The sequence below is a fragment of the Actinacidiphila sp. bgisy167 genome (assembly GCF_057707665.1).
The window spans coordinates 1-26,292 of the sequence record NZ_JBYIQP010000092.1; the positions used below are offsets into that span (position 1 = coordinate 1).

The 26,292-nt window shown below is 70.9% G+C and carries 20 protein-coding genes and 2 pseudogenes; 20 read left to right on the top strand and 2 right to left on the bottom strand.

Features of this window, described 5'->3' with window-relative positions; genetic code table 11:
- Window positions 1–137 precede the first annotated feature (137 nt).
- The 5 genes from AC3ET4_RS26365 (at window position 138) to AC3ET4_RS26385 (ending at window position 7,155) form a co-directional block, all read left to right on the top strand.
- Window positions 138–1,076, top strand: coding sequence for a hypothetical protein (locus AC3ET4_RS26365; RefSeq protein WP_431953618.1), 939 nt, complete (start codon window positions 138–140; stop codon window positions 1,074–1,076).
- A gap of 256 nt (window positions 1,077–1,332) precedes the next feature.
- Window positions 1,333–3,429: an excinuclease ABC subunit UvrB gene (gene uvrB, locus AC3ET4_RS26370; protein WP_431953620.1), complete on the top strand. Its 2,097-nt coding sequence runs from the start codon at window positions 1,333–1,335 to the stop codon at window positions 3,427–3,429.
- A gap of 108 nt (window positions 3,430–3,537) precedes the next feature.
- Window positions 3,538–4,116, top strand: coding sequence for a TerD family protein (locus AC3ET4_RS26375; RefSeq protein ID WP_431953622.1), 579 nt, complete (start codon window positions 3,538–3,540; stop codon window positions 4,114–4,116).
- Between the two features lie 23 nt (window positions 4,117–4,139).
- Window positions 4,140–5,912, top strand: a complete 1,773-nt coding sequence (locus tag AC3ET4_RS26380; protein ID WP_431953624.1) for a TerD family protein — start codon at window positions 4,140–4,142, stop codon at window positions 5,910–5,912.
- A 262-nt stretch (window positions 5,913–6,174) separates the two neighbouring features.
- On the top strand, window positions 6,175–7,155 hold the full coding sequence (locus AC3ET4_RS26385) for a TerC family protein (RefSeq protein WP_431953626.1): 981 nt from the start codon (window positions 6,175–6,177) through the stop codon (window positions 7,153–7,155).
- Between the two features lie 122 nt (window positions 7,156–7,277).
- Here AC3ET4_RS26385 and AC3ET4_RS26390 read toward each other — a convergent pair whose 3' ends face one another.
- Together AC3ET4_RS26390 and AC3ET4_RS26395 are read right to left on the bottom strand one after the other, a co-directional pair.
- On the bottom strand, window positions 7,278–7,934 hold the full coding sequence (locus AC3ET4_RS26390) for an MBL fold metallo-hydrolase (protein WP_431953628.1): 657 nt from the start codon (window positions 7,932–7,934) through the stop codon (window positions 7,278–7,280).
- A gap of 9 nt (window positions 7,935–7,943) precedes the next feature.
- A pseudogene (locus tag AC3ET4_RS26395) lies at window positions 7,944–8,524 on the bottom strand (maleylpyruvate isomerase N-terminal domain-containing protein).
- 356 nt (window positions 8,525–8,880) lie between these two features.
- On the opposite strand from AC3ET4_RS26395, the gene uvrA reads away from it, so the two are divergent.
- The 15 genes and pseudogenes from uvrA to pgi all read left to right on the top strand — a co-directional run bounded on the left by uvrA (window position 8,881) and on the right by pgi (window position 26,282).
- On the top strand, window positions 8,881–11,796 hold the full coding sequence (gene uvrA, locus AC3ET4_RS26400) for an excinuclease ABC subunit UvrA (protein ID WP_431953629.1): 2,916 nt from the start codon (window positions 8,881–8,883) through the stop codon (window positions 11,794–11,796).
- 71 nt (window positions 11,797–11,867) lie between these two features.
- Window positions 11,868–12,287, top strand: a complete 420-nt coding sequence (locus AC3ET4_RS26405) for a Rieske (2Fe-2S) protein (protein WP_431953631.1) — start codon at window positions 11,868–11,870, stop codon at window positions 12,285–12,287.
- A gap of 39 nt (window positions 12,288–12,326) precedes the next feature.
- Window positions 12,327–14,390 carry an excinuclease ABC subunit UvrC gene (gene uvrC, locus AC3ET4_RS26410; protein WP_431953633.1) on the top strand — a complete coding sequence of 688 codons (2,064 nt, stop codon included), beginning with the start codon at window positions 12,327–12,329 and terminating at the stop codon, window positions 14,388–14,390.
- The gene (rapZ, locus tag AC3ET4_RS26415) at window positions 14,390–15,313 is read left to right on the top strand and encodes an RNase adapter RapZ (protein WP_431953635.1); all 924 of its coding nucleotides are present in this window, start codon (window positions 14,390–14,392) and stop codon (window positions 15,311–15,313) included. The genes uvrC and rapZ overlap by 1 nt, the downstream gene beginning before the upstream one ends.
- Window positions 15,310–16,317 carry a gluconeogenesis factor YvcK family protein gene (locus AC3ET4_RS26420; RefSeq protein WP_431953636.1) on the top strand — a complete coding sequence of 336 codons (1,008 nt, stop codon included), beginning with the start codon at window positions 15,310–15,312 and terminating at the stop codon, window positions 16,315–16,317. Before rapZ ends, AC3ET4_RS26420 begins: the two co-directional genes overlap by 4 nt.
- Complete coding sequence (whiA, locus tag AC3ET4_RS26425; RefSeq protein ID WP_319136625.1) at window positions 16,308–17,285, top strand: DNA-binding protein WhiA; 978 nt, start codon at window positions 16,308–16,310, stop codon at window positions 17,283–17,285. Before AC3ET4_RS26420 ends, whiA begins: the two co-directional genes overlap by 10 nt.
- Window positions 17,286–17,459: 174 nt before the next feature.
- Window positions 17,460–18,464 carry a type I glyceraldehyde-3-phosphate dehydrogenase gene (gene gap, locus AC3ET4_RS26430; RefSeq protein ID WP_431953639.1) on the top strand — a complete coding sequence of 335 codons (1,005 nt, stop codon included), beginning with the start codon at window positions 17,460–17,462 and terminating at the stop codon, window positions 18,462–18,464.
- 130 nt (window positions 18,465–18,594) lie between these two features.
- Window positions 18,595–19,806, top strand: a complete 1,212-nt coding sequence (locus AC3ET4_RS26435) for a phosphoglycerate kinase (RefSeq protein WP_431953641.1) — start codon at window positions 18,595–18,597, stop codon at window positions 19,804–19,806.
- A 4-nt stretch (window positions 19,807–19,810) separates the two neighbouring features.
- On the top strand, window positions 19,811–20,587 hold the full coding sequence (gene tpiA, locus AC3ET4_RS26440) for a triose-phosphate isomerase (protein WP_431953643.1): 777 nt from the start codon (window positions 19,811–19,813) through the stop codon (window positions 20,585–20,587).
- A 118-nt stretch (window positions 20,588–20,705) separates the two neighbouring features.
- Window positions 20,706–20,942 carry a preprotein translocase subunit SecG gene (secG, locus tag AC3ET4_RS26445; RefSeq protein ID WP_431953645.1) on the top strand — a complete coding sequence of 79 codons (237 nt, stop codon included), beginning with the start codon at window positions 20,706–20,708 and terminating at the stop codon, window positions 20,940–20,942.
- Between the two features lie 161 nt (window positions 20,943–21,103).
- On the top strand, window positions 21,104–21,439 hold the full coding sequence (locus tag AC3ET4_RS26450; RefSeq protein WP_361803309.1) for an RNA polymerase-binding protein RbpA: 336 nt from the start codon (window positions 21,104–21,106) through the stop codon (window positions 21,437–21,439).
- A gap of 109 nt (window positions 21,440–21,548) precedes the next feature.
- Window positions 21,549–22,529, top strand: coding sequence for an N-acetylglucosamine kinase (locus AC3ET4_RS26455; protein ID WP_431953648.1), 981 nt, complete (start codon window positions 21,549–21,551; stop codon window positions 22,527–22,529).
- Between the two features lie 133 nt (window positions 22,530–22,662).
- Window positions 22,663–23,433 (top strand): sugar isomerase domain-containing protein, encoded by a 771-nt coding sequence (locus AC3ET4_RS26460; RefSeq protein ID WP_431953650.1) that lies wholly within the window; start codon window positions 22,663–22,665, stop codon window positions 23,431–23,433.
- Window positions 23,434–23,510: 77 nt separating this feature from the next.
- A pseudogene (locus AC3ET4_RS26465) lies at window positions 23,511–24,574 on the top strand (MFS transporter).
- A 46-nt stretch (window positions 24,575–24,620) separates the two neighbouring features.
- Window positions 24,621–26,282, top strand: a complete 1,662-nt coding sequence (gene pgi, locus AC3ET4_RS26470; RefSeq protein WP_431953652.1) for a glucose-6-phosphate isomerase — start codon at window positions 24,621–24,623, stop codon at window positions 26,280–26,282.
- Window positions 26,283–26,292: the final 10 nt, after the last annotated feature.

The following is a 26,292-nucleotide window of genomic DNA, read 5'->3' on the forward strand; positions in this document are numbered from 1 at the left end:
ACGGGGCACTGACAGCCGGTCCCGGACGGGGACGCGGCGGCAACCGGCCGCACGCCGCGCCACCCGTGAGGGTGGCCGTTCTCGACAGGTCTGTCACAGGCGGTGGGAGACCGGCCGCACGGGGGGATGGGGCGCGCATGACGCGCAACGACTTCGCCCCCGCCGTCCGCTGGCTCGCCCGCGAGCAGGACCGGGTCACCACCGTCGCCCAGCTCGCCGCGGCGGGCGTTCCGCAGAGCAGGCTGCGCGAGTGGTGCCGACCCGGTGGCCGGTGGCAGCGCCCGCTGCCCCGGGTGGTCGTCCTGCAGACCGGTCCGCTCACCGCCGCGCAGCGGTCCAGGGCGGCGCTGGCCTTCGCCGGTCACCCCCAGCTCCCGGCCATGATCACCGGCGCGGCGGGGCTCGCCCTGCACGGTGTCGGCGTGGCCGCGCCACCGTGCGGCCTCCCGGTGGTGGACGTGCTCGTCCCGAGCGGGCGCCGCATCCGTACCCACACCTGGGCGCGGGTGCACCATGTCCGCGGGCTCCCTGCGCCCGACGCCGTGGCCGGTGTGCCCGTGGCGCCGTTGGTGCGGGCGGCGGCTGACGGCGTGCGGGAGTCCGTCGACCCCGAGTGGGCCCTGGAGGTGGTCCGCGAACTGGTCGTGACGCTCGGGGTGCCCGCCCCCGCGCTCGCCGCGGAACTGGGCGGGGCGGTGCTGGCCCGGCGCCCCACCGTGGCGGCCTTCCTGGACGCCATGGACTGCGGGCCGCGGGCCGCCTCCGCCGAGCCGATGGCCCGCGCCCTGGTGGCGCGGGCCGGGCTGCGCCAACCCCTGTGGCGTCCCACGCTCCGGTTCGACGGTGCTTTCCTCGGCTCGCCCGACGCCTACTGGGTACGGGACGGCCTCGTCCTCGACCTCGGCCCGGGGACCGGGCGCGGCCGGTTGGAGTCGGCGGGGCTGCGTGTGCTGAGAGTCGCGCCCGCCGCCCTCACCCGGAGCCCCGGCGAGGTCGTCGCCGCCCTGCGCGCCGCCCTGGCGGCGGGGCCGTACGGGCCCCTGGACCGCATCACCGCGCTGCCCGGGGCCAGATGAGCGGGGTCCGCGCGACGGCGTGCCGCCTCGGCGGCCGCGAGGCGGGGGTGGCGAGCCACGCTTGTGCCCGCACGTCTGCCGCCCCGCTTGCCCGGTCCGCGGCGGCGGCCCGAGGCCGTGTCACGCGCGGTGGCCGCCGGGTGTCCGCCCGCCGGGCACAGGCCGGAGGCCGCCAGACGGCGGCCGCGGCACCCCTGCGACCCTCGGCCGGGGCAGGTCGGAGCCGGTTGTCGGTGGGGGGTCGTACCGTTGACCCATGCGGCCCGTATCAGACATCGAACGCACTGTGGCGCCCTTCGAGGTCGTCAGCCCCTACCAGCCCAGCGGCGACCAGCCGGCCGCCATCGACGACCTCGAGCGGCGCGTCCGCGCGGGGGAGAACGATGTCGTCCTGCTCGGCGCCACAGGCACCGGAAAGTCGGCGACCACCGCCTGGATGATCGAACGGCTGCAGCGCCCGACCCTGGTCATGGCGCCCAACAAGACCCTGGCCGCCCAGCTGGCGAACGAGTTCCGCGAGCTGCTGCCGAACAACGCGGTCGAGTACTTCGTGTCGTACTACGACTACTACCAGCCCGAGGCGTACGTCCCGCAGACGGACACCTACATCGAGAAGGACTCCTCGATCAACGAGGAGGTGGAGCGGCTGCGCCACTCCACCACCAACTCGCTGCTGACCCGCCGCGACGTTGTCGTCGTCGCCTCGGTGTCCTGCATCTACGGCCTCGGCACCCCCCAGGAGTACGTCGACCGCATGGTCCGGCTCAGGGTCGGCGACGAGATCGACCGTGACGCCCTGCTGCGCAAGTTCGTCGACATCCAGTACGCGCGCAACGACGTCGCGTTCACCCGCGGCACCTTCCGGGTGCGCGGCGACACCATCGAGATCTTCCCGGTCTACGAGGAGCTCGCCGTCCGCATCGAGATGTTCGGCGACGAGATCGAGGCCCTGTACACGCTGCACCCGCTCACCGGCGAGATCATCACCGACGACCAGCAGCTCTACGTCTTCCCCGCGACCCACTACGTCGCCGGCCCGGAGCGCATGGAGCGGGCCATCGCCGGCATCGAGAAGGAGCTGGGCGAGCAGCTCGCGGTCATGGAGAAGCAGGGCAAGCTGCTGGAGGCGCAGCGCCTGCGGATGCGCACCACGTACGACATCGAGATGATGCGGCAGATCGGCACCTGCTCCGGCATCGAGAACTACTCGCGGCACATCGACGGCCGTGAGGCGGGCTCCGCCCCGTCCACGCTGATCGACTACTTCCCCGAGGACTTCGTGCTCGTCATCGACGAGTCGCACGTCACCGTGCCCCAGATCGGCGCCATGTACGAGGGCGACGCCTCGCGCAAGCGCACCCTGGTCGACCACGGCTTCCGGCTGCCCTCCGCCCTCGACAACCGCCCGCTGAAGTGGGAGGAGTTCCTGGAGCGGGTCGGCCAGACGGTCTATCTGTCCGCGACCCCCGGCTCGTACGAGCTCTCCCGCGGCGACGGTGTGGTCGAGCAGATCATCCGCCCGACCGGCCTGGTGGACCCCGAGGTGATCGTCAAGCCCACCAAGGGGCAGATCGACGACCTCGTCCACGAGATCCGGCTGCGCGCCGAGCGCGACGAACGGGTCCTGGTCACCACGCTCACCAAGAAGATGGCCGAGGACCTCACCGACTACATGCTGGAACTCGGCATCCAGGTGCGGTATCTGCACAGCGACATCGACACCCTGCGCCGGGTGGAGCTGCTGCGCGAGCTGCGGGCCGGCGAGTACGACGTACTGGTCGGCATCAACCTGCTCCGCGAGGGCCTGGACCTGCCCGAGGTGTCGCTGGTGGCCATCCTCGACGCCGACAAGGAGGGCTTCCTGCGCTCCGGCACCTCCCTGATCCAGACCATCGGCCGCGCGGCGCGCAACGTATCCGGTCAGGTCCACATGTACGCGGACAAGATCACCCCGGCGATGGAGAAGGCCATCGAGGAGACCAACCGGCGCCGGGCCAAGCAGATCGCCTACAACGAGGAGCGGGGCATCGACCCGCAGCCGTTGCGGAAGAAGATCGCGGGCATCCTGGACTCCTTCGCCCGTGAGGACGCCGACACCGAGGAGCTGCTGGGTTCGGGCCGCCAGCGTTCGCGCGGCAAGGCTCCGGTGCCGGGGCTGTCCGCCAAGGCGGGCGAGAAGCGGGAGGCCAAGAGCCTGCCCGCCGCCGAACTGGCCGACCTGATCGCCGAGCTGACCGAGCAGATGCACGCCGCCGCCGCGGACCTGCAGTTCGAGGTCGCGGCCCGGCTGCGCGACGAGGTGGGCGAACTGAAGAAGGAGCTGCGGCAGATGAGGGAGGCCGGCGTGGCCTGACCGCAGCGGCTGCCCTGAAGTCTGCCGAACCACGGTGACCTACCGGCGCGTCTCCCCTAGGGTGCGACGCAACCGCACGTCGGCAGAACGGTCGAGAGGGGACAGCGCGTGACGGTCAACATGACCAAGGGCCAGAAGATCAGCCTGCAGAAGTCGGACGGGGGAAGCCTCACAGCGGTTCGCATGGGACTCGGCTGGCAGGCCGCCCCGCGTCGCGGTCTGTTCGGTTCCCGCACCCGGGAGATCGACCTCGACGCCTCCGCGGTGCTTTTCGCCGGCAAGCAGCCCGTGGACGTCGTGTTCTTCCAGCACCTCGTCAGCGACGACGGCTCGGTCCGGCACACCGGCGACAACCTCGTCGGCGGTGCCGGACAGGGCGGTGACGACGAGGCGATCCTGGTCGACCTGCAGCGGGTGCCGGTGCATGTCGACCAGATCGTCTTCACCGTCAACTCCTTCACCGGGCAGACCTTCCAGGAGGTGCAGAACGCCTTCTGCCGCCTGGTCGACGAGACCAACGGCCAGGAGCTGGCGCGCTACACCCTGACCGGGGGCGGCAACTACACGGCGCAGATCATGGCGAAGGTGCAGCGCAGTGGCGACGGCTGGTCCATGACCGCGATCGGCTCCCCGGCCAACGGCCGTACCTTCCAGGACCTCATGCCGGCCATCGTGCCGGCGCTCTGACCGTCCACGGGGGGGTGGGCACGATGATCGAACTGGTCCACGGGCAGAACCATCCGCTTCCCGGCACCTCACTGGACGTGCGGGTGCCGGCCGGCACCCCGGTGCTGGCCGGTGTCTCGCTGGGCGACGGGCAGGGGCGGGTGAGCGGCCCCGGCTCCGTCGCCCACCCCGGGGCGCCGCGACTGCCCGGGATCGAGGCGCCCGCGCTCCTCGCCGCCGAGCAACGCGTCACCGCGGACCTGGCGGCCGTCCCGGCGGACGTGGACCGCGTGCACATCCTGCTGGCGCTGCCGCCGGGCGCGGCAGCGCCGACGCGTTTCGGGGCCTGCCCCGCCCCGCACCTGACCGTCGCAGATTCCGGCGGGGCGCCGTTCGTGAGCTTCACCGTCACTGGCCTGAGCAGCGAGGCGGCGATCGTCGCCCTGGAGTTCTATCGACGCCGGGGCGCCTGGAAGGTACGGGCGCTCGGCCAGGGCTACGCGGGCGGAATCGCCGAGCTGCTGCGCGACCACGGGCTGAACCGTCCCGACGCGGACGCCGTGGCCGCCCGGCTCGCGGACGCCGTCCGGTCTGCGCCCGCGGCGCCCACCTCGCCGCAACCGGCCGCCTCGGCACCGCCACTGCCCCCGCCGTCGACCTCGCCTTCCGTTCCCACGGAAGCCGTCCGGCCTGGGCCCGCGACGGCCTCGGCGTACGCGCCCGTCGCCGGTGACGCCGCCGGCCGGAGCATGGAGGAACGGCTCCACAACCAGATCTGGGGCATGTTCGAGGACCTGGCCCGCACAGTGGCCGCCTACCGCAGCGCCGTCGCTTTCGCCGAGTCCCGTCTCGACCAGGAACTGGACACCCTCCTCGCCGACCCGCGCACCCGCGTCGGTCCCGCCGCCGACGCCGCCCGCGACCAGGCCAGGGCCCGCCAAGCCGAGCTGGTGGACCGGGCCCGTGCTGTGCTCGACCGCGACCTGGACCAGCTGACCGCCGAGGCCGAGGTCGTCGAGCCCGCACTGCCGCCGCCCTACGCGGGCTGGGAGAGCCCGGTCTGGCACGGCTACCGCGTCCCGGCCGACCCGCCCATGGCTGTCCGGCTCGGCGACCTCCACCTGCCGGAGCGACCCGAACTGCGCGTCCCCCTGCTGGTACGGCTGCCCCTGGAGCGGGGTCTGTGGGTGGACAGCGCCCAGGACCGCCGCCGGGCGGTGGAGGTGGCCGTGGCGCTCGCCGCACGCCTGCTCGCCTCCTACCCGGCCGGGGAGTGCGCCGTCCAGGTCGTCGATCCGGTGGGTTCTGCCGCTGCCGCGCTGGCCCCGTTCACGGACTCCGACGCGCTGCACGAACCGCCTGCCGCGGGAGCCGGCGGCGTGGCGGCGGTGCTCGCCCGCCTCACCCGGCAGGTCGACCTGGCTCAGATGGCGCTGCGTGCCGGCGCGCCCGCCGGGGTGCCCCCGAGCGGGGACCCGGCGCGCCAGGTGCTGGTCGTCAACGACTTCCCGCAGGGGTTCGACGACCGGACGATCAACCGACTGCGCTATCTCGCCGACGAGGGTCCGCAGGTCGGCGTCCATCTCCTTCTGGTCGCCGACCGCGGGGACGCTCGCGAGTACGGGCCGCTCCTCGACCCGTTGTGGCGCTCGATGATGCGGTTGACCCCGGAGGCCGACGATCACCTCGCGGACCCCTGGGTCGGCCACGCCTGGACGTACGAACCGCTGCTCGCCCCGCCCGGCAGCGCGGTCCTCCTCCAGGTGCTGCGCCAGGTGGCGGCGGCGCGCCGCACCTATGACCCGGGTCGCCCGTGACCCGGCCCGGACCGGCCGCCCCGCAGGCCGGTCGGGGGCGCGCTCCAGCTATCCGGTTGACCGTGACTTTACTCTCTTTACCTTTCCTTGGGATTTCATGTAGTGTCCTTTACGCGGAGGGGAGTACTCCCTGCATGCGGTGCATCCCGCCAGCACGGGCCGAACGGCCCCGGGACACCGGCCCGGCCCACTGGCCCGGGTGGAAGAGACCTCCGGCAGCGACAACGCTGACAATCGCCAGCCCATCTGCCGGAGGAATTGCGTGGACGTGTCCCTCACCCTGTGGGTGCTGACCATCGCCGGTCTGTGCGCCCTTATCGCCGCCGACTTCTTCATCGGGCGCAAGCCCCACGAGGTGTCGGTCAAGGAAGCCGGCACCTGGACGATCGTCTGGATCGTCCTGGCCGCCCTGTTCGGCGTCGGCCTGCTGCTTTTCGCCGGCGGCGGGCCCGCGGGCGAGTTCTTCGCGGGCTACATCACAGAGAAGTCGCTCAGTGTCGACAACCTCTTCGTGTTCGTCCTGATCATGGCGAAGTTCGCGGTGCCGACCCAGTACCAGCAGCGCGTCCTGCTCTTCGGCGTCCTCATCGCGCTGGTCCTGCGCGCGATCTTCATCGCCGCCGGCGCCGCCATCATCGCCAGCTTCTCCTGGGTGTTCTACATCTTCGGCGCCTTCCTCATCTGGACCGCGTGGAAGCTGATCCAGGAGGCCCGCGCCGAGGAGCACGACGAGGAGTTCGAGGAGAACAGGCTGCTCAAGGCCGCCGAACGCCGCTTCGGCGTCGCCGACCGCTACCACGGCACCAAGCTCTTCATCCAGCAGAACGGCAAGCGGGTCATGACCCCGATGCTGGTGGTCATGCTGGCGATCGGCACCACCGACGTGCTGTTCGCCCTCGATTCCATCCCGGCGATCTTCGGCCTCACCCAGGACCCGTACATCGTCTTCACCGCAAACGCCTTCGCCCTGATGGGCCTGCGTCAGCTGTACTTCCTGATCGGCGGTCTGCTGAAAAAGCTCGTCCACCTCTCCTACGGGCTGTCGGTCATCCTCGGCTTCATCGGGGTGAAGCTCGTGCTGCACGCCCTGCACGAGTCGGGGGTGCACGTCCCCGAGATCAGCATCCCGTTCTCCCTCGGCTTCATCGTGGCGGTCCTTGCTGTCACCACGGTGACCAGCCTCATGGCGTCGCGGAAGCAGGCGGCCGTGGAGGGGCGCGACGAGGAGCACATCGACGTCTGACCCCGGGGGCCTCGTGCCCGGCAGGGGTGCTCGGCAGCCCGCCGCGGCACCCCTGCGTCGGATCCGGCCGCGGTGACGCCCCGGTCTGCGGCGGCGCCCCGGCGGGCGCCGCCGCAGGCTTGCTACCAGCCCCGCTCGCGCCATTCGTCGAGGTGGGGGCGCTCGTCGCCGAGCGTGGTGTCCCTGCCGTGACCGGGATAGACCCAGGTCTCGTCGGGCAGGCGGTCGAAGAGCTTGGCCTTGACGCCCTCGAAGAGGCTGGTGAAGTGGTCCGGGTTGCTGTGCGTGTTCCCCACGCCGCCCGGGAACAGGCAGTCACCGGTGAAGACGTGCGGGTGACCGTGGGGGTCGTCGTAGACGAGGACGATGCTGCCGGGTGTGTGCCCGACCAGGTGCCGGGCGGTGAGCTCGACCCGGCCGACGCGGATCCGGTCACCGTCCTCGACCGGCACGTCCGTGGGGACGGGGATCCCCTCGGCGTCGTGGCGGCCCGCGTAGGTGCGGGCGCGAGTGGCGTCGACCACCGCTTGCAGCGCCTGCCAGTGGTCGGCGTGCCGGTGCGTGGTCACCACGGACGCGAGACCGTCGCCGCCGACGACCTCGAGGAGCGTGTGCGCGTCGTTCGCCGCGTCGATGAGCAACTGCTCGTCGGTGGAGCGGCAGCGCAGCAGATACGCGTTGTTGTCCATGGGGCCGACCGCGACCTTGGTGATGATGAGGTCCTTCAGTTCGTGCACGTCGGGCGCGCCCCCGACCCTGACTTCGCCGCTGTACGTCATGCCGTCAGCCTAGCTAGTGGCGGCAGCACCGGCGGGGGCCGCTCCGGCCGCACGCTCAGACCCTCGCAGCCGGAGCGGCCGCTGACCCGGGCGAGCAGCGCGTGCCGGGGGGCCGACGACGGTGAGTCCGGGATCGGCGGCGGCGCCGATCGACCACTTCTCGCCGTTGTCGGTGTCGCGGACGCGGACGGCGGCGACCCCCTGGTGGCCGGAGGGCGATGACGGCGCGGAGCTCCCGGGCCGCGGAGTCCTCGGGGAGGTGCGCGAAGGTGGACTCCAGACGGAGGTCGACGTGGGGGAGGAGACCTCCATGAGCCGCAGGCGCGGGATCCCCGCCGCGGCGATCACCCGCCCGGAGCGCATGACGACCTGTGCCGCCCACTTCCGCGGCGGCAGCCCCTCGATGGCCGGGGACAGCCGGTCGGCCGAGTGCCGCAGGTCGCCGAGGTGCCCGGCGAGCGTGCGGCCGGCGCCCTTCTCGCTGTCCTTGCCGCGGCTGCCGCCGACCCGCACTGCGGGGTCTCCTCGCCGGTGCGGGCCCAGGTCATGAGGTGACCCGCGGGTCGGCGTTTGCGCGCGAGGTGGGACATCACATGGCCGCGCGACCAGCCCGGGAGGAGCGAGGGCCCGGCGGCGGACGAGGGGGCATGGCGGCAACGGTCTCGATCAGCCGTCCGGTGGCCGCACGGAGCTCGGCCGCATCGCGGACGGGATCGGGTCGTTGGACAGACTTCCGGGGCCGGGTGTTCGGTCCTGGCGGCGTCCCCACTGTGAGGACGACCGCGCGGCCACTCGTTCGGGTGAAGCTACCGCACCGATGCCTGAAATCGAATGTGCGTGCTATAGGCTCGCTGTCATCTCGACCGGAAGAAAACTCGTTGGCGCCCCGTTTAGGCTGTCTGGGGGTGCTGTCCCCTTGTCTGTCTTTTGAAAGGTGCGCACTGGCGTGGCCGATCGTCTCACCGTCCGTGGCGCTCGCGAGCACAATCTGAAGAATGTCTCGCTCGACCTGCCACGGGACTCGCTCATCGTGTTCACCGGCCTCTCGGGGTCGGGCAAGTCCTCCCTGGCGTTCGACACGATCTTCGCCGAGGGCCAGCGTCGCTACGTGGAGTCGCTCTCTTCCTACGCCCGGCAGTTCCTGGGCCAGATGGACAAGCCGGACGTCGACTTCATCGAGGGCCTGTCGCCGGCGGTCTCGATCGACCAGAAGTCCACCTCGCGCAACCCGCGCTCGACGGTCGGCACGATCACCGAGGTCTACGACTACCTCCGCCTGCTCTTCGCTCGCATCGGCAAGCCGCACTGCCCCGAATGCGGCCGGCCGATCTCCCGGCAGTCGCCCCAGGCGATCGTGGACCGGGTACTCGAACTGGAGGAGGGCTCCCGCTTCCAGGTGCTGTCGCCGCTGGTGCGCGAGCGCAAGGGCGAGTTCGTCGACCTCTTCTTCGACCTGCAGACCAAGGGCTACAGCCGGGCCCGGGTGGACGGTGCGACCATCCAGCTGACCGACCCGCCGAAGCTCAAGAAGCAGGAGAAGCACACCATCGAGGTGGTCGTCGACCGCCTCACCGTCAAGGAGAGCGCCAAGCGCCGGCTGACCGACTCGGTCGAGACCGCCCTGGGCCTGTCCGGCGGCATGGTGATCCTGGACTTCGTCGACCTCCCCGAGGACGACCCGCAGCGCGAGCGGATGTTCTCCGAGCACCTCTACTGCGCCTATGACGACCTGTCCTTCGAAGAGATGGAGCCGCGCTCCTTCTCCTTCAACTCGCCTTTCGGCGCCTGCCCCGAGTGCACCGGCATCGGTACCCGCATGGAGGTCGACCCGGAGCTCATCGTCCCGGACGAGGACAAGTCCCTCGACGAGGGCGCCATCGCACCCTGGTCGCTCGGTCACACACGGGACTACTTCCAGCGCCTGGTCGGCGCGCTCGCCGACGAGCTGGGCTTCCGTACCGACATCCCCTGGGCGGGGCTGCCGCAGCGTGCGAAGAAGGCACTCCTCAACGGCCACAAGACGCAGATCGCGGTGCGCTACCGCAACCGCTACGGGCGCGAGCGCTCCTACACCACCTCCTTCGAGGGGGCGATCCCCTTCGTGCGGCGCCGGCACGCGGAGTCCGAGAGCGACTCGAGCCGGGAGCGCTTCGAGGGGTACATGCGCGAGGTGCCCTGCCCCACCTGTGAGGGCACCCGCCTCAAGCCGATCGTGCTGGCGGTCACCGTCCAGGGCAAGTCCATCGCCGAGGTCGCAGCGATGTCCATCAGTGACTGCGCGGAGTTCCTGCGCGGCATGAAGCTGAGCGCCCGCGAGAAGACCATCGCCGAACGGGTGCTCAAGGAGGTCAACGAGCGGCTGCGCTTCCTGGTCGACGTCGGTCTGGACTACCTGTCGCTCAACCGGGCGGCCGGTACCCTCTCCGGCGGTGAGGCCCAGCGCATCCGGCTGGCGACGCAGATCGGCTCAGGCCTGGTGGGCGTGCTCTATGTGCTGGACGAGCCGTCGATCGGCCTGCACCAGAGGGACAACCACCGGCTCATCGAGACCCTGGTGCGGCTGCGCGACCTCGGCAACACCCTGATCGTGGTGGAGCACGACGAGGACACCATCAAGACCTCCGACTGGGTGGTGGACATCGGCCCGGGTGCGGGTGAGCACGGTGGCAAGGTGGTGCACAGCGGTTCGCTCAAGGAGCTGCTGCGCAACAAGGAGTCGCTGACCGGCCAGTACCTGGCGGGCAAGCGGCAGATCCCGATCCCGCAGACGCGGCGCCCGGTCGACGGGGAGCGCCGGCTGACCGTGCACGGTGCCCGGGAGAACAATCTGCGGGACATCGACGTGTCCTTCCCGCTGGGTGTCTTCACGGCGGTTACCGGCGTCTCCGGCTCCGGGAAGTCGACCCTGGTCAACGACATCCTCTACACCCACCTGGCCCGTGAGCTGAACGGCGCCCGGGGCGTCCCGGGCCGGCACACCCGTGTCGCCGGTGACGACCTGGTCGACAAGGTCGTCCATGTCGACCAGTCGCCGATCGGCCGCACCCCGCGTTCCAACCCGGCCACGTACACCGGTGTGTTCGACCACGTGCGCAGGCTCTTCGCCGAGACGATGGAGGCGAAGGTGCGCGGCTATCTGCCGGGCCGCTTCTCCTTCAACGTCAAGGGCGGCCGCTGTGAGAACTGCTCAGGCGACGGCACGATCAAGATCGAGATGAACTTCCTCCCGGACGTCTATGTGCCGTGCGAGGTCTGCCATGGCGCCCGGTACAACCGGGAGACCCTGGAGGTCCACTACAAGGGCAAGTCCATCGCCGAGGTCCTGGACATGCCGATCTCCGAGGCACTGGACTTCTTCGAGGCCGTGCCGACGATCGCCCGGCATCTGCGCACCCTCACCGAGGTCGGGCTGGGTTACGTCCGGCTGGGGCAGTCCGCCACGACCCTGTCCGGTGGCGAGGCCCAGCGTGTGAAACTCGCCTCCGAACTGCAGAAGCGTTCGACCGGCCGCACGGTCTACGTGCTGGACGAGCCCACCACGGGTCTGCACTTCGAGGACATCAGCAAGCTGATCAAGGTGCTCTCCGGGCTGGTCGAGAAGGGCAACACCGTGATCGTCATCGAGCACAACCTGGATGTGATCAAGACCGCGGACTGGGTCATCGACATGGGCCCCGAGGGCGGCAGCGGCGGTGGTCTGGTGATCGCCGAGGGCACCCCGGAGCAGGTCGCGGGAGTGGGCGCGAGCCACACCGGCAAGTTCCTCAGGGACATCCTGGGCGCCGAGCGGATCTCCGACGCTCCGCCGCCCCCGGCCAAGAAGCGGGCAGCCCCGCGAAAGAAGGCGGCGGCGAAGCCCTGACAATCGCCTCGGCTTCGGCACGTAAAGTACAGCTTTCAAGCTCTTCTCTTATGTGCCGAAGCGGAGTACCCATGGCCGACACCCCCGTCCTGCCCCCCTGCCGCCGAACCGTTCTGAAGGGCGCGGCCCTCGCCGGCGTCGCGGGGGTCGGCCTGACGGCCTGCACGGGTCCCGGCTCGGCGGTCCCCGACGGCCCCGTGGAGCTGGGCGCCGCCACCGAGGTCCCGGTCGGCGGGGCCAAGCTCTACCGCGAGGCCAGGATCGTCGTGGCGCAGCCCACGCAGGGCAGTTACCGGGCCTTCAGCGCCGTGTGCACCCACCAGGGCTGCACCTGCGACACGGTGGAGGGCACCGCCCTGTCCTGCCCCTGCCACGGCAGCGTCTTCGACGCGGCCACCGGCGCGGTCCGCACCGGCCCCGCGACGAAGCCGCTGACCACGCTCGACGTCCAGGTCAAGGACGGCAAGCTCATCGCCGTGGCCGGGGCCTGAGACGACGGGAATGTCACCGTCAATCAGTAGGGTGGGGACATGGCCGATCCCTCCAGCTACCGCCCCAAGCCGGGACAGATTCCGGACTCCCCCGGGGTGTACAAGTTCCGGGACCAGCACGGCCGGGTGATCTACGTCGGGAAGGCGAAGAGCCTGCGCCAGAGGCTCTCCTCGTACTTCCAGGACCTCGCGAACCTGCACCAGCGCATCCGCACCATGGTCACCACCGCCGCCTCCGTGGAGTGGACGGTGGTGACCACGGAGGTCGAGGCGCTGCAGCTGGAGTACTCCTGGATCAAGGAGTACGACCCGCGCTTCAATGTGAAGTACCGCGACGACAAGAGCTACCCCTCGCTCGCCGTCACCCTCAACGAGGAGTTCCCCCGCGTCCAGGTGATGCGCGGCCCCAAGCGCAAGGGCGTGCGCTACTTCGGCCCGTACGCGCACGCCTGGGCGATCCGCGAGACGGTGGACCTGCTGCTGCGGGTCTTCCCCGTGCGCACCTGCTCCGCAGGGGTGTTCAAGCGCTCCGCGCAGATCGGCCGCCCCTGCCTCCTGGGTTACATCGGCAAGTGCTCGGCCCCCTGCGTCGCCCGGGTCAGCGCCGCGGAGCACCGCGAACTGGCCGAGGAGTTCTGCGACTTCATGGCCGGTCGGACGGGCACCTATCTGCGCCGCCTGGAACAGCAGATGCGGGACGCTGCCGCCGCGATGGAGTACGAGCGGGCCGCGCGGCTCCGCGACGACATCGAGGCGCTCAAACGCGCCATGGAGAAGAACGCGGTCGTCCTCGCCGACGCCACAGACGCCGACCTGATCGCCGTCGCCGAGGACGAGCTGGAGGCCGCAGTCCAGATCTTCCACGTCCGCGGCGGCCGGGTACGCGGCCAGCGCGGCTGGGTGACCGACCGGGTCGAGGAGGTCGGCACCGCCGAGTTGGTCGAGCACGCCCTGCAGCAGCTGTACGGCGAGGAGCAGGGCGAAGGGGTGCCCAAGGAGGTGCTGGTGCCCGCGCTGCCCGAGCCCTGCGAGCCGGTGCAGCAGTGGCTCACCGAGCGCCGAGGCTCACAGGTCAGCCTGCGGATACCGCAGCGCGGCGACAAGAAGGACCTGATGGCCACCGTGCAGCGCAACGCGCAGCAGGCTCTGGCGCTGCACAAGACCCGGCGGGCGTCCGACCTCACCACGCGCTCTCGCGCGCTGGAGGAGATCGCCGAGGCGCTGGACCTGGACTCGGCGCCGCTGCGCATCGAGTGCTTCGACATCTCCCATCTCCAGGGTGACGACGTCGTGGCCTCGATGGTGGTCTTCGAGGACGGGCTGGCCCGCAAGAGCGAGTACCGCCGCTTCCAGATCAAGGGCTTCGCCGGCCAGGACGACGTCCGGTCGATGCACGAGGTGGTCTCCCGGCGCTTCCGCCGCTACCTGCTGGAGAAGCAGAAGACGGGCGAGTGGGTCGACGGCGACGGCGGTTCGGGCGCCACTGGTGCCGGCGGGGACGCGGGAGGCGACGCGGAGGCCGCCGGCGGACCCGTCGACCCGGACACGGGCCGGCCGCGCAAGTTCGCCTATCCGCCGCAGTTGGTCGTCGTCGACGGCGGGCAGCCGCAGGTCGCCGCCGCCCAGCGGGCCCTGGAGGAGCTCGGCGTGGAGGACGTGGCCGTGTGCGGCCTGGCCAAGCGCCTGGAGGAGGTCTGGCTGCCCGGTGAGGACGACCCGGTCATCCTGCCCCGCACCAGCGAGGGCCTGTATCTGCTGCAGCGGGTGCGTGACGAGGCCCACCGCTTCGCCATCGCCTACCAGCGCACCAAGCGCTCCACATCCATGAGGGCCGGTGCCCTGGACTCGGTGCCGGGCCTCGGCGAGAGCCGCCGCCAGGCACTGCTCAAGCACTTCGGCTCGCTCAAGCGGCTGCGGCAGGCGACGGTCGAGCAGATCTGCGAGGTCCCGGGGGTCGGGCCGCGCACCGCCGAGGCCGTGCTTGCCGCGCTGGCCGGGGCCGCCCCTGCCGGACCGGCGGTGAACACCGCCACAGGAGAGATCATCGAGGAAGAGGGGACGGCCGGTCCGGTGACCGTCCTCATGGAACGGGGGCACGACTGATGCATGCGAACGACGGAGACGGAGCACAGGTGACGACCGGAGGAGCGGGCGAGGCCGCCGAGGCCATCCCCGAACTCGTGATCATCTCAGGCATGTCCGGTGCCGGGCGCAGCCACGCGGCCAAGTGCCTGGAGGACCTCGGCTGGTTCGTCGTGGACAACCTCCCGCCGGCCCTCATCCCCACCATGGTCGACCTCGGCGCCCGTTCCCAGGGCAACGTGGCGCGGATCGCGGTGGTCGTGGACGTCCGCGGCCGGCGCTTCTTCGACAACCTCCGCGAGTCCCTCGCGGATCTGGACACCAAGGGGGTCAAGCGCCGGGTGCTCTTCCTGGAGGCGTCCGACGAGACGCTGGTGCGGCGCTTCGAATCGGTGCGCCGCCCGCACCCGTTGCAGGGCGACGGGCGCATCGTCGACGGCATCGCCAAGGAGCGGGAGCTGCTGAGCGAGCTGCGCGGCGACGCCGACCTGGTGATCGACACCTCCAGCCTCAACGTCCACGAGCTGCGGGCCAAGATGGACGCCCAGTTCGCCGGCGAGGAGGAGCCGGAGCTGCGGGCCACCGTCATGTCCTTCGGCTTCAAGTACGGCCTTCCCGTCGACGCCGACCTGGTCGCGGACTGCCGTTTCCTGCCCAACCCGCACTGGGTGCCGGAGCTGCGCCCGTACACCGGTCTCAACGACGAGGTCGCCACCTACGTCTTCAACCAGCCTGGCGCCAAGGAGTTCCTGGACCGCTACGCGGAGTTGCTGCACATCGTCAACGCCGGCTACCGCCGCGAGGGCAAGCGCTACGTGACCATCGCGGTCGGCTGCACCGGTGGCAAGCACCGCAGCGTGGCCATGTCCGAGCGCCTGGCCGCCCGGCTGTCCGGCGACGGGGTGGAGACGGTGGTCGTCCACCGGGACATGGGGCGCGAGTGATCAGGACGACTCGGCGCTTTCGCCGGTCGGCAGGACGCAGCGGGGCGACGCCCAAAGTCGTGGCATTGGGAGGCGGACATGGACTGTCCGCCTCTCTCTCGGCGCTGCGCCGCATCACCCAGGACCTGACCGCCGTGGTCACGGTCGCCGACGACGGCGGCTCCAGCGGCCGCCTCCGCCAGGAGATGGGCGTGCTGCCGCCCGGCGACCTGCGCAAGGCGCTGGCCGCGCTGTGCGGCGACGACGAGTGGGGCCGGACCTGGTCCCAGGTCGTCCAGCACCGTTTCGTCAGCCAGGGCGAACTGCACGGCCACGCCGTGGGCAACCTGCTGATCGTGGCGCTGTGGGAGCAACTCGGGGACCCGGTGGCGGCCCTGGAGTGGGTGGGCCGGCTGCTCGGCGCCCACGGCCGGGTGCTGCCCATGTCGGCGGTGCCGCTGGAGCTCACGGCCACGGTGCGCGGCCACGACCCCGCGAGGCCGGACGAGGTCACGACCGTGCACGGCCAGGCCACCGTCGCCCTCACCCCCGGCGAAGTGCAGGAGGTGCAACTGGTGCCGCACGACCCGCCGGCCGTCCCCGAAGCCGTCCAGGCGGTGCTCGACGCGGACTGGGTGGTGCTCGGCCCCGGTTCGTGGTTCTCCTCCGTGATGCCCCACCTGCTGGTGCCCGATCTGGTGTCCGCGCTCATGGAGACCAGGGCCCGCAAGGTGCTCGCCCTGAACCTCGCGCCGCAACCGGGTGAGACCGAGGGCTTTTCTCCGCAGCGTCACTTGGAGGTTTTGGCCCGACACGCCCCTAAACTCACCATCGACGTGGTGCTGGCCGACGAGGCCGCCGTACTCGACCGCGACAGCCTCATACAGGCAGCCGAGCGGTTGTCGGGCACGGTGGAGCTGGCCCGGGTCGCCGCCCCCGACGGGCCGCGGCACGATCCGGAACTGCTGGCGGCCGCGTACGACCGGATTTTTCGTATGCATGGAAGGATCGGCCCATGGCGATGACGGCAGCGGTGAAGGACGAGATCTCCCGGCTTCCCGTCACCCGGACCTGCTGCCGGAAGGCGGAGGTCTCGGCGATCCTGAGGTTCGCGGGTGGACTGCACCTGGTCAGCGGACGGATCGTGATCGAGGCGGAGCTGGACACCGGCATCGCCGCGCGCAGGCTGCGCAAGGACATCCTGGAGATCTTCGGGCACTCCTCCGACCTGGTGGTCATGGCGCCGGGCGGGCTGCGCCGCGGCAGCCGGTACGTGGTGCGGGTGGTCGCCGGCGGTGACCAGTTGGCCCGCCAGACCGGTCTGGTGGACGGCCGGGGCCGTCCCATCCGGGGGCTGCCCCCGCAGGTCGTGTCCGGGGCCACCTGCGACGCCGAGGCCGCCTGGCGCGGCGCCTTCCTGGCCCACGGCTCGCTCACCGAGCCCGGTCGCTCCTCGTCCCTGGAGGTCACCTGCCCCGGACCCGAGGCGGCGCTCGCCCTGGTCGGCGCCGCCCGCCGGCTGCAGATCGCGGCCAAGGCGCGCGAGGTCCGCAACGTCGACCGCGTGGTCGTCCGTGACGGTGATGCCATCGGCGCGTTGTTGACGCGGCTCGGCGCCCACGAGTCGGTGCTGGCATGGGAGGAGCGGCGGATGCGGCGTGAGGTGCGCGCCACCGCCAACCGGCTCGCCAACTTCGACGACGCCAACCTGCGCCGTTCGGCCCGCGCCGCGGTCGCCGCGGGCGCGCGAGTGCAGCGGGCCCTGGAGATCCTCGGGGACGACGTGCCCGAGCACCTCGCGGCGGCCGGCCGGCTGCGCATGGACCACAAGCAGGCGTCGCTCGAGGAGCTCGGCTCGCTCGCCGAACCGCCGCTCACCAAGGACGCGGTGGCGGGCCGGATCCGCCGCCTGCTGGCGATGGCCGACAAGCGCGCCTCGGACCTCGGCATCCCGGGCACCGAGTCCAACCTGACCGAGGAAATGGTGGGCTGAGCCCGTCGCGGCCCGCCCGCCCCGGGCCGGTTACCGGTCCGTACGGCGGGCACCCGTGGCGTCGATGTCACCGGCGGGTGCCCGGGGAGGTAGGGTCGTCCTTGGTCGGGGACATCCCAATACGTCGCAGCCGGAGCGAAACGGCTTCGGGCACATCAGCGAGGAGATCGGTTCGTGACGATCCGCGTAGGCATCAACGGCTTTGGTCGCATCGGTCGCAACTTCTTCCGTGCCGCCCTGGACCAGGGTGCGGACATCGAGATCGTGGCTGTCAACGACCTGGGTGACACGGCGACCACCGCCCACCTGCTCAAGTACGACACGATCCTGGGCCGCCTCAAGGCCGAGGTCTCGCACACCGCCGACTCCATCACCGTCGACGGCCACACCATCAAGGTGCTCTCCGAGCGCAACCCCGCCGACATCCCGTGGGGCGAGCTCGGCGTCGACATCGTGATCGAGTCCACCGGCATCTTCACCAAGGCCGCCGACGCCAAGAAGCACCTCGACGGCGGCGCCAAGAAGGTCATCATCTCGGCGCCGGCCTCGGACGAGGACATCACCATCGTGATGGGCGTCAACCACGAGAAGTACGACCCGGCGACGCACAACATCATCTCGAACGCGTCCTGCACCACCAACTGCGTGGCGCCGATGGCCAAGGTTCTCGACGAGAACTTCGGCATCGTCAAGGGTCTGATGACCACCGTGCACGCGTACACCAACGACCAGCGCATCCTGGACTTCCCGCACAAGGACCTGCGCCGCGCCCGTGCCGCCGCCGAGAACATCATCCCGACCTCGACCGGCGCCGCGAAGGCCACCGCCCTGGTGCTGCCGCAGCTGAAGGGCAAGCTGGACGGCATCGCCATGCGCGTCCCGGTCCCCACCGGCTCCGTGACCGACCTGGTCATCGAGCTCGAGCGCGAGGTCACCAAGGACGAGGTCAACGCCGCCTTCCAGAAGGCCGCCGAGGGCCAGCTCAAGGGCATCCTGGAGTACACCGAGGACCCGATCGTCTCCTCGGACATCGTCAACTGGCCGGCCTCCTGCACCTTCGACTCCTCGCTGACGATGGCGCAGGGCAAGCAGGTCAAGGTCATCGGCTGGTACGACAACGAGTGGGGCTACTCCAACCGTCTCGTCGACCTGACCGTGTTCGTCGGCGGCCAGCTCTGACACCCGCTCGACCGCCCGTCATGCGATGAGGACAGGGTCCGAACGACGTGCCGTCGTCCGGGCCCTGTCCCATGACCGTGGCGGTACGGGCGATCCGACCAGTCAGGACCAAGGCAGGGGAGCCTCCACCATGAAGACGATCGACGAACTCGTCGACGAGGGGGTCGGCGGCAAGCGCGTGTTCGTGCGTGCCGACCTCAACGTGCCGCTGTCCGGCACCACCATCACCGACGACGGCCGCATCCGGGCCGTCGTGCCGACCATCGCCAAGCTGGCCGAAGCCGGCGCCAAGGTGATCGTCGCCTCCCACCTGGGCCGCCCCAAGGGCGCGCCCGACCCGCAGTTCTCGCTCGCTCCCGTCGCGGCGCGCCTGGGCGAGCTCCTCGGCGCGCAGGTGGCCTTCGCGACCGACACGGTCGGCGAGAGCGCCCGCGCGACGGTGGACGCCCTCACCGACGGCTCGGTGGCGCTGCTGGAGAACCTGCGCTTCAACCCGGGCGAGACCAGCAAGGACGACACCGAGCGCGGCGCCTTCGCCGAGCAGCTGGCCGCGCTCGCCGAGCTGTACGTGGGTGACGGTTTCGGCGCGGTGCACCGCAAGCACGCCTCCGTCTACGACCTGCCGGCCCGGCTGCCGCACGCCGCGGGGCTGCTGATCGCCACCGAGGTCGCCGTACTGAGGAAGCTCACCGAGGACGTGTCCCGTCCGTACGCGGTGGTGCTGGGCGGCGCCAAGGTCTCCGACAAGCTGGGCGTCATCGACCACCTGCTGGAGCGCGCCGACCGGATCCTGATCGGCGGCGGCATGGCCTACACCTTCCTCAAGGCCCAGGGCCACGAGGTAGGCAAGAGCCTGCTGCAGGAGGACCAGATCCCCGCGGTCACGGAGTACCTGGAGCGCGCGAAGGCCAGGGGCGTGGAGTTCGTGCTGCCCGTGGACGTCGTCGCCTCCCCGGACTTCCCGGACCTGAGGAACCCGGTCGACACCAACCCGGTGGCCGTCGGCGCCGACGCCATCCCCGCCGACCTGGAGGGCCTGGACATCGGTCCGGAGTCCCGCAAGCTCTTCGCCTCGAAGCTCGCCGACGCGGCCACCGTCTTCTGGAACGGCCCGATGGGCGTCTTCGAGCACCCCGACTACGCCGAGGGCACCCGCGCGATCGCCCAGGCCCTGGTCGACAGTCCGGCCTTCACCGTCGTCGGCGGCGGCGACTCGGCCGCGGCCGTCCGCATCCTGGGCTTCGACGAGACCGCTTTCGGCCACATCTCGACCGGCGGCGGCGCGAGCCTCGAGTACCTCGAGGGCAAGACGCTCCCCGGCCTCGCCGCACTGGAGGACTGACCCGATGACCACGCGCACGCCGATCATGGCGGGCAACTGGAAGATGAACCTCAACCACCTCGAGGCCATCGCCCACGTCCAGAAGCTCGCCTTCGCGCTCAACGACAAGGACTTCGACGCCGTCGAGGCCGTCGTGCTGCCTCCCTTCACCGACCTCCGGGGGGTGCAGACGCTGATCGAGGCCGACAAGCTGAAGATCAAGTACGGTGCCCAGGACCTGTCGGCGCACGACTCCGGCGCCTACACCGGTGAGATCTCGGGCTCGATGCTGGCCAAGCTCAAGTGCTCCTACGTGGTCATCGGCCACTCGGAGCGCCGCCAGTACCACAACGAGACCGACGAGCAGGTGAACGCCAAGGTCAAGGCGGCGTTCCGGCACGAGCTGACGCCGATTGTCTGCGTCGGCGAGGGCCTGGACGTCCGCAAGGCCGGCGAGCAGGTGGCCTTCACCCTCGCGCAGGTCGACGGCGCCCTCGAGGACATCCCGGCCGAGCAGGCCGCGACCCTGGTCATCGCCTACGAGCCGGTGTGGGCCATCGGCACCGGCGAGGTCGCGACCCCCGAGAACGCCCAGGAGGTCTGCGGGGCGATCCGCGGCCGTCTGGCCGAGCTGTACGACCAGGAGGCGGCGGACACGATCCGCATCCAGTACGGCGGTTCGGTCAAGGCCGGAAACATCGCGGCGATCATGGCGCAGCCCGACGTCGACGGTGCCCTGGTCGGCGGTGCGGCGCTGGACGCGGAGGAGTTCGTCAAGATCATCCGCTTCCGCGATCAGTAAGGTTCGCGGCAGTAGGCTGTCGGGCCCTGCCCGAAGTACCCTGTCGGGGGTCGGAGCGCTGCGCAGCAGCGGCCCGGCCCCCGCGTCGTCCTAGGTCACCGAGAGAGTTGGTCCAGCTGTGGTCATCGGGTTTTCCATCGCCCTCATCATCTTCAGCCTGCTGCTGTTGCTGCTCGTGCTGATGCACAAGGGCAAGGGCGGCGGTCTGTCCGACATGTTCGGCGGCGGCATGCAGTCGTCCGTCGGCGGTTCCTCGGTGGCGGAACGCAACCTCGACCGGATCACCGTTGTGATCGGTCTGCTGTGGTTTGCCTGCATTGTCGTCCTCGGGCTTGTGTTGAAGTTCCAGAAGTGACCGAGTCTCCCGCTTCCAGGGAGAACTGACGCCTCGTCGTCGGCGCGACTTATCATGGGAGGGCGTCATGGGATACGGTGCCCTTTCCCCGCAGGCGCGGGGTGAACCGGTCTCCGTAAACTGGGCGACCTCGCAGCACCATCACGCAGGGAGTTACGACCGTGGCAAGTGGCAACGCGATCCGTGGTAGTCGGGTCGGGGCGGGGCCGATGGGTGAGGCCGAGCGGGGCGAGTCCGCGCCGCGGCTTCGCATCTCCTTCTGGTGCTCCAACGGGCACGAGACCCGGCCGAGTTTCGCGAGTGACGCGCAGATCCCGGAGACCTGGGACTGCCCGCGCTGCGGCTTCCCGGCCGGTCAGGACGAGGAGAACCCGCCGGCGCCGCCGCGCACCGAGCCGTACAAGACGCACCTGGCGTATGTGCGGGAGCGGCGCAGCGCTGCCGATGGCGAGGCGATCCTCGCCGAGGCGCTGGCCAAGCTGCGCGGCGAGATCTGAGCCGTACCGGCTGAAGCTCCACGGGCCCGGCCCGCGAGGAAGACCCTTCTTTCGCGGACCGGGCCCGTCACGTCCTGCCGCTGTGTAACCGGTCCGTATACTCCCAGTCGTGTCTCTGGTGATCGGTATCGATGCGGGCGGAACCCGGACGCGCGCCTATCTGGCCGAGGCGGCGCCCGACGGCGCGGTGGTCGGCGAGGGCGTGGGCGGTCCGGGCAACGCGATGTCCGTCGAACGCGTGGCGCTGACGCAGCATCTCGCGGACGCCATCCGCGGTGCGGTCCCGGAGGCCCGCAGAGACGAGGTCGTGAGCGTCGTGGGCGGGTTCGCCGGCGCGGCGCTCGGCACCGGTCCCGAGACGGGGCACGAACTGGCCGCATCCTGTCTGCGGGCGGCGCTCGAGAGTCATGGCATCCACACGCGTGAGGTGACCGTCTGCGGCGACATCGAAGTGGCCTTCGCCTCCGCGCCCGGAACGCCGGCCGACGGACTGGCCCTGGTCGCCGGCACCGGAGCCGTGGCCGCGCGGATCGAGAAGCGCAGCCAGACCCTCGTCGCGGACGGCAACGGATGGCTGGTCGGTGACGAGGGCAGCGGCTTCTGGCTGGGTCGCGAGGTCATGCGCGCCGCCCTGCGCGCGCTGGACGGCCGAGGGCCGTGGACGATCCTGGTCGAGGCCGTGCTCTCCCACTACCTGGGCGCTCCCGGTGGTCCGTACCTGGCGCAGGAGCGCCCAGGCGGGCACGAGTGCCTTGTGCTGCGCAACCGCCTGGTGCCGCTGGTGTACGCCGAACCCCCGGTGCGACTGGCCCGGTTGAGTCCGCTCGCCGTCGCGGCGGACCGGGACGGCGACGAGGTCGCCGTAGCCCTGCTGGATGACGCCGCCGACCAACTCGCCGCCACGGTCGCCGCGCTGGGCCCGCGCCCGGGCGAACCCCTGGTCGTCACCGGTGGGCTGCTGGGGCCTGCGGGGCCGTTGCTCGGCCGCGTCGTGGCCCGCGCCGAGGAGATGGGACTCGACGTCCTGACGGTGCGCGACGGCGGCGCGGGCGCGCTGGCTCTGGCCCGGCTGCGGTTGAGCGGGCGGTGAGCGGAGTCCCACCGTGGACGGTTCGGACGGCCCGTAGGAACATCCCCACAGGGGGGGATTGACGTGGACTAGACCTCTCGTCCATCGTTTCCGGGGAGCACCCACCGGATCACTGGACTCAGGGGGACCGGCCATGGCAGCCGACGACGTGACGATCACCGCTGCGCGCTTCGCCGACGAGGCGAGGACGGTCATCGACCGCGTGGTCGCCGCAAACAAGGACTCCGTGGCCGCCGCCGCCCGGGTGCTGGCCGACTGTGTCGCCGCGGACGGCGTCGTCCAGGCCTTCGGAACCGGCCACTCGCAGGCGACGGCGCTGGAGATCGCCGGGCGTGCCGGCGGGCTGATCCCCACCAACCGCATCGGGCTGTCCGACCTGGTGATCCGGGGCGGTGACGACGTCTCAGTGCTCTCCGACCCCCTGCTGGAACGGTCGCCGGGGCTCGGCAAGCGTCTGTACGAACTGGCCGGCCCGCACCCGCGCGACGTCTTCGTGGTGATCTCCAACTCCGGCGTCAACAACTCGATCGTGGACTTCGCCCTCCATGTGAAGGAGGCGGGTCACCCGCTGATCGCACTCACCTCGCTCAAGCACACCTGGTCCGTCCCGGCGCGGCACGCCAGCGGCAAGCGCCTGGCGGCTCTCGCCGACGTCGTCCTGGACAACGGTGCGCCGACCGGCGACGCGCTGCTCCCGCTCCCCGACGGCGGTTCGCTCTGCGGGATCTCCACGATCACCTCGGCCCTGCTCGTGCAGATGGCGGTCGCCGAGGCCGTCGGTCTGATGACCGCCGAGGGCCACCAGGCCCCGGTCTACGTCTCGGCCAACGTGCCCGGCGGCTTTGAGCGCAACCTCGTCCTCGAGCGCCACTACGGTGAGCGACTGCACCGCGGAGGCTTCTGACCTGGCAGGACACGGCATTGTCAGTGGCCCCCGCTACGGTCTGTGCCCAAGGGTGAGGATCGGTGAGCGGGGGTTCCATGAGTGTCGGCATCGCGCAGGGCACAGAGTGCGCGCCCGGGTGGCGGGGCGGGTTCGGGCGGTTGTGGACGGCCGCGGCGGTCTCGCGTTTCGGTGACGGGCTGAGAGCGGCGGCGCTGCCCCTGCTCGCGGTGGGCCTGACGGACTCACCGCTGTTGGTCTCGCTGGTCACCGCGGCCGGTTACCTGCCCTGGATTCTCTTCGGGTTGCTCGGCGGGGCGGTCGCCGACCGAGTGGACCAGCGCCGCGCCATGTGGGCGGTGGACGCCGTGCGGGGCGCGCTCACGGTTTCCTCGCCGCGCCGATGGTGCCGGTGCTGTTCGGCACCACGGCCGCGCTGCCGTTCTGGGTGGACGCCCTGACCTACGCGGTCGCGGCCGTGCTCGTGGCCTCGCTGCGGCCCGCCGCCCCCGAAAGGGACGCGCGGGCGGCGGGCCGTACCCTGCGGCAGGACATCGCCGAGGGGATACGCGTGTTGTGGCGGGACCGGGTGCTGCGGGCGCTGTGCGCGGCCAACACCGTGGTCAACGTGGGCATCGGGGCCCTGGTGGCGACCCTCGTCCTGCAGGTCACCGGCTGGCTCCACGCGGGACACACGGGATACGCCGTCGTGCTGTTCGCGTACGGTGCGGGCAGCGTGGCCGGGGGAGCGGCCGCGGGGCGGATCTCCGCGCTGATGGGGGGCCGCACCGGGAGCCTCGCGCCCGGGCTCGCCCTCCAGGCCGGCTGCCTGGTCCTGGCCGGCACCGTGCGCTCCCTGACGGTGACCGCGGCCGCCCTGGCCGTCTTCGGGGCCCTCGGCACGGTCTGGAACACCAACGAGACCACCCTGATGCAGCAGCGCACGCCCGAGAAGTTGCTGGGCCGGGTGAGCTCCGCGATGCGCACGCTGGGGGTCGCGGGCGCCCCGCTCGGCGCCCTGCTGGGAGGCGCCGTGGCCCAGATACTCGGCCCCAACGCCCCACTGCTGCTCGCGGCCGCTCTGGTGGGCTGCGCGTTGCCCGTTCTTCGCCCGATCGTCACCACGCCAGACGGCGGACGTGAGACAACGGCGTGCGCGTAATCAACTAGTTTGGACCTGCAGCAGGAGGACGAGGAGAAGTGGACTGATGTCCGATACCCATACGCAGGACCGAATCCGTCTCGACCAGCGGCCGGAGTGGCACGCGCTCGCCGAGCACCGCGAGGAGCTGGGCGCGACCCACCTGCGGGAGCTGTTCGACGCCGACCCCGACCGCGCCCGGCGCTACACCGTGCAGGTCGGCGATCTCCATCTGGACTACTCCAAGCACCTGGTGACCGACGAGACGCTGCGTCTGCTCCGCGACCTGGCGGCGTCCACCGGTGTCGCCGCGCTGCGCGACGCCATGTTCCGCGGCGAGAAGATCAACGTCACCGAGGACCGCGCTGTGCTGCACACGGCGCTGCGCGCTCCGCAGTCGACCGACGTCACCGTCGACGGCGTCAACGTGGTGCCCGGGGTCCACCATGTGCTCACCCGGATGGGGAGCTTCGCGCACTCCGTTCGCACGGGCAAGTGGGTCGGCTCGACCGGACGCCGCATCAAGAACGTGGTGAACATCGGCATCGGTGGTTCCGACCTGGGCCCGGCGATGGCCTACGAGGTGCTGCGCCCCTACACCGACCGCGACCTGACCTTCCGCTTCGTCTCCAATGTGGACGGTGCCGACCTCCACGAGGCGCTGCACGGCCTGGACCCCGCCGAGACGCTGTTCATCGTCGCCTCCAAGACGTTCACCACCATCGAGACCATCACCAACGCCACGTCGGCGCGTGAGTGGCTGCTCGACGGGCTCGGCGACGACGAGAACGCGGTGCGCTTCCACTTCGTCGCGGTGTCCACGAACGCGGCCGAGGTCGCCAAGTTCGGCATCGACACCGACAACATGTTCGAGTTCTGGGACTGGGTCGGCGGCCGCTACTCCTACCCGTCCGCGATCGGGCTCTCGCTGATGATCGCCATCGGCGAGGGGCAGTTCCGGGAGATGCTCGCCGGCTTCCACCTGGTCGACGAGCACTTCCGCACGGCTCCCGCGGAGGCCAACGCGCCGCTGCTGATGGGTCTGCTGGGCGTGTGGTACGGCCAGTTCTTCGACGCGCAGGCGCATGCGGTGCTGCCGTACAGCCACTACCTGTCGAAGTTCACGGCCTACCTGCAGCAGCTCGACATGGAGTCCAACGGCAAGTACGTGGACCGCGACGGACAGCCCGTCGACTGGCAGACCGGCCCGGTGGTGTGGGGCACGCCCGGCACCAACGGACAGCACGCCTACTACCAACTGCTGCACCAGGGAACGAAGTTCATTCCGGCGGACTTCATCGGCTTCGCCAACCCGGTCAACGAGCTGGAGGCGGCCTTCGCCGCCCAGCACGACCTGCTGATGGCCAACTTCTTCGCCCAGACGCAGGCCCTGGCCTTCGGCAAGACCAGTGAGGAAGTCCGCGCCGAGGGTGTGCCGGAGGAGCAGGTCCCGCACCGCACCTTCCGCGGAAACCACCCCACGACGGCCATCCTCGCCAAGGAGCTGACCCCGTCCGTCCTGGGTCAGCTGGTGGCGCTCTACGAGCACAAGGTCTTCGTGCAGGGTGCCGTCTGGAACATCGACTCCTTCGACCAGTGGGGCGTCGAGCTGGGCAAGGTCCTCGCCAAGCGGGTGGAGCCCGCTCTGACGATGGGTTCCGATGTGGCCGGGCTGGACGCCTCCTCGAAGGCGCTGGTCGCCACCTACCGGTCGATGCGCGGTCGCTGAGGCGCACGGC

Coding starts and splice junctions, on each gene's coding strand:
- uvrB (WP_431953620.1), top strand. CDS start 1,333: ATGCGGCCCGTATCAGACATCGAACGCACTGTGGCGCCCTTCGAGGTC.
- uvrC (WP_431953633.1), top strand. CDS start 12,327: ATGGCCGATCCCTCCAGCTACCGCCCCAAGCCGGGACAGATTCCGGAC.
- tpiA (WP_431953643.1), top strand. CDS start 19,811: ATGACCACGCGCACGCCGATCATGGCGGGCAACTGGAAGATGAACCTC.
- whiA (WP_319136625.1), top strand. CDS start 16,308: ATGGCGATGACGGCAGCGGTGAAGGACGAGATCTCCCGGCTTCCCGTC.
- rapZ (WP_431953635.1), top strand. CDS start 14,390: ATGCATGCGAACGACGGAGACGGAGCACAGGTGACGACCGGAGGAGCG.
- AC3ET4_RS26380 (WP_431953624.1), top strand. CDS start 4,140: ATGATCGAACTGGTCCACGGGCAGAACCATCCGCTTCCCGGCACCTCA.
- AC3ET4_RS26390 (WP_431953628.1), bottom strand. CDS start 7,934: ATGACGTACAGCGGCGAAGTCAGGGTCGGGGGCGCGCCCGACGTGCAC.
- AC3ET4_RS26405 (WP_431953631.1), top strand. CDS start 11,868: ATGGCCGACACCCCCGTCCTGCCCCCCTGCCGCCGAACCGTTCTGAAG.
- AC3ET4_RS26435 (WP_431953641.1), top strand. CDS start 18,595: ATGAAGACGATCGACGAACTCGTCGACGAGGGGGTCGGCGGCAAGCGC.
- pgi (WP_431953652.1), top strand. CDS start 24,621: ATGTCCGATACCCATACGCAGGACCGAATCCGTCTCGACCAGCGGCCG.
- AC3ET4_RS26460 (WP_431953650.1), top strand. CDS start 22,663: ATGGCAGCCGACGACGTGACGATCACCGCTGCGCGCTTCGCCGACGAG.
- AC3ET4_RS26365 (WP_431953618.1), top strand. CDS start 138: ATGACGCGCAACGACTTCGCCCCCGCCGTCCGCTGGCTCGCCCGCGAG.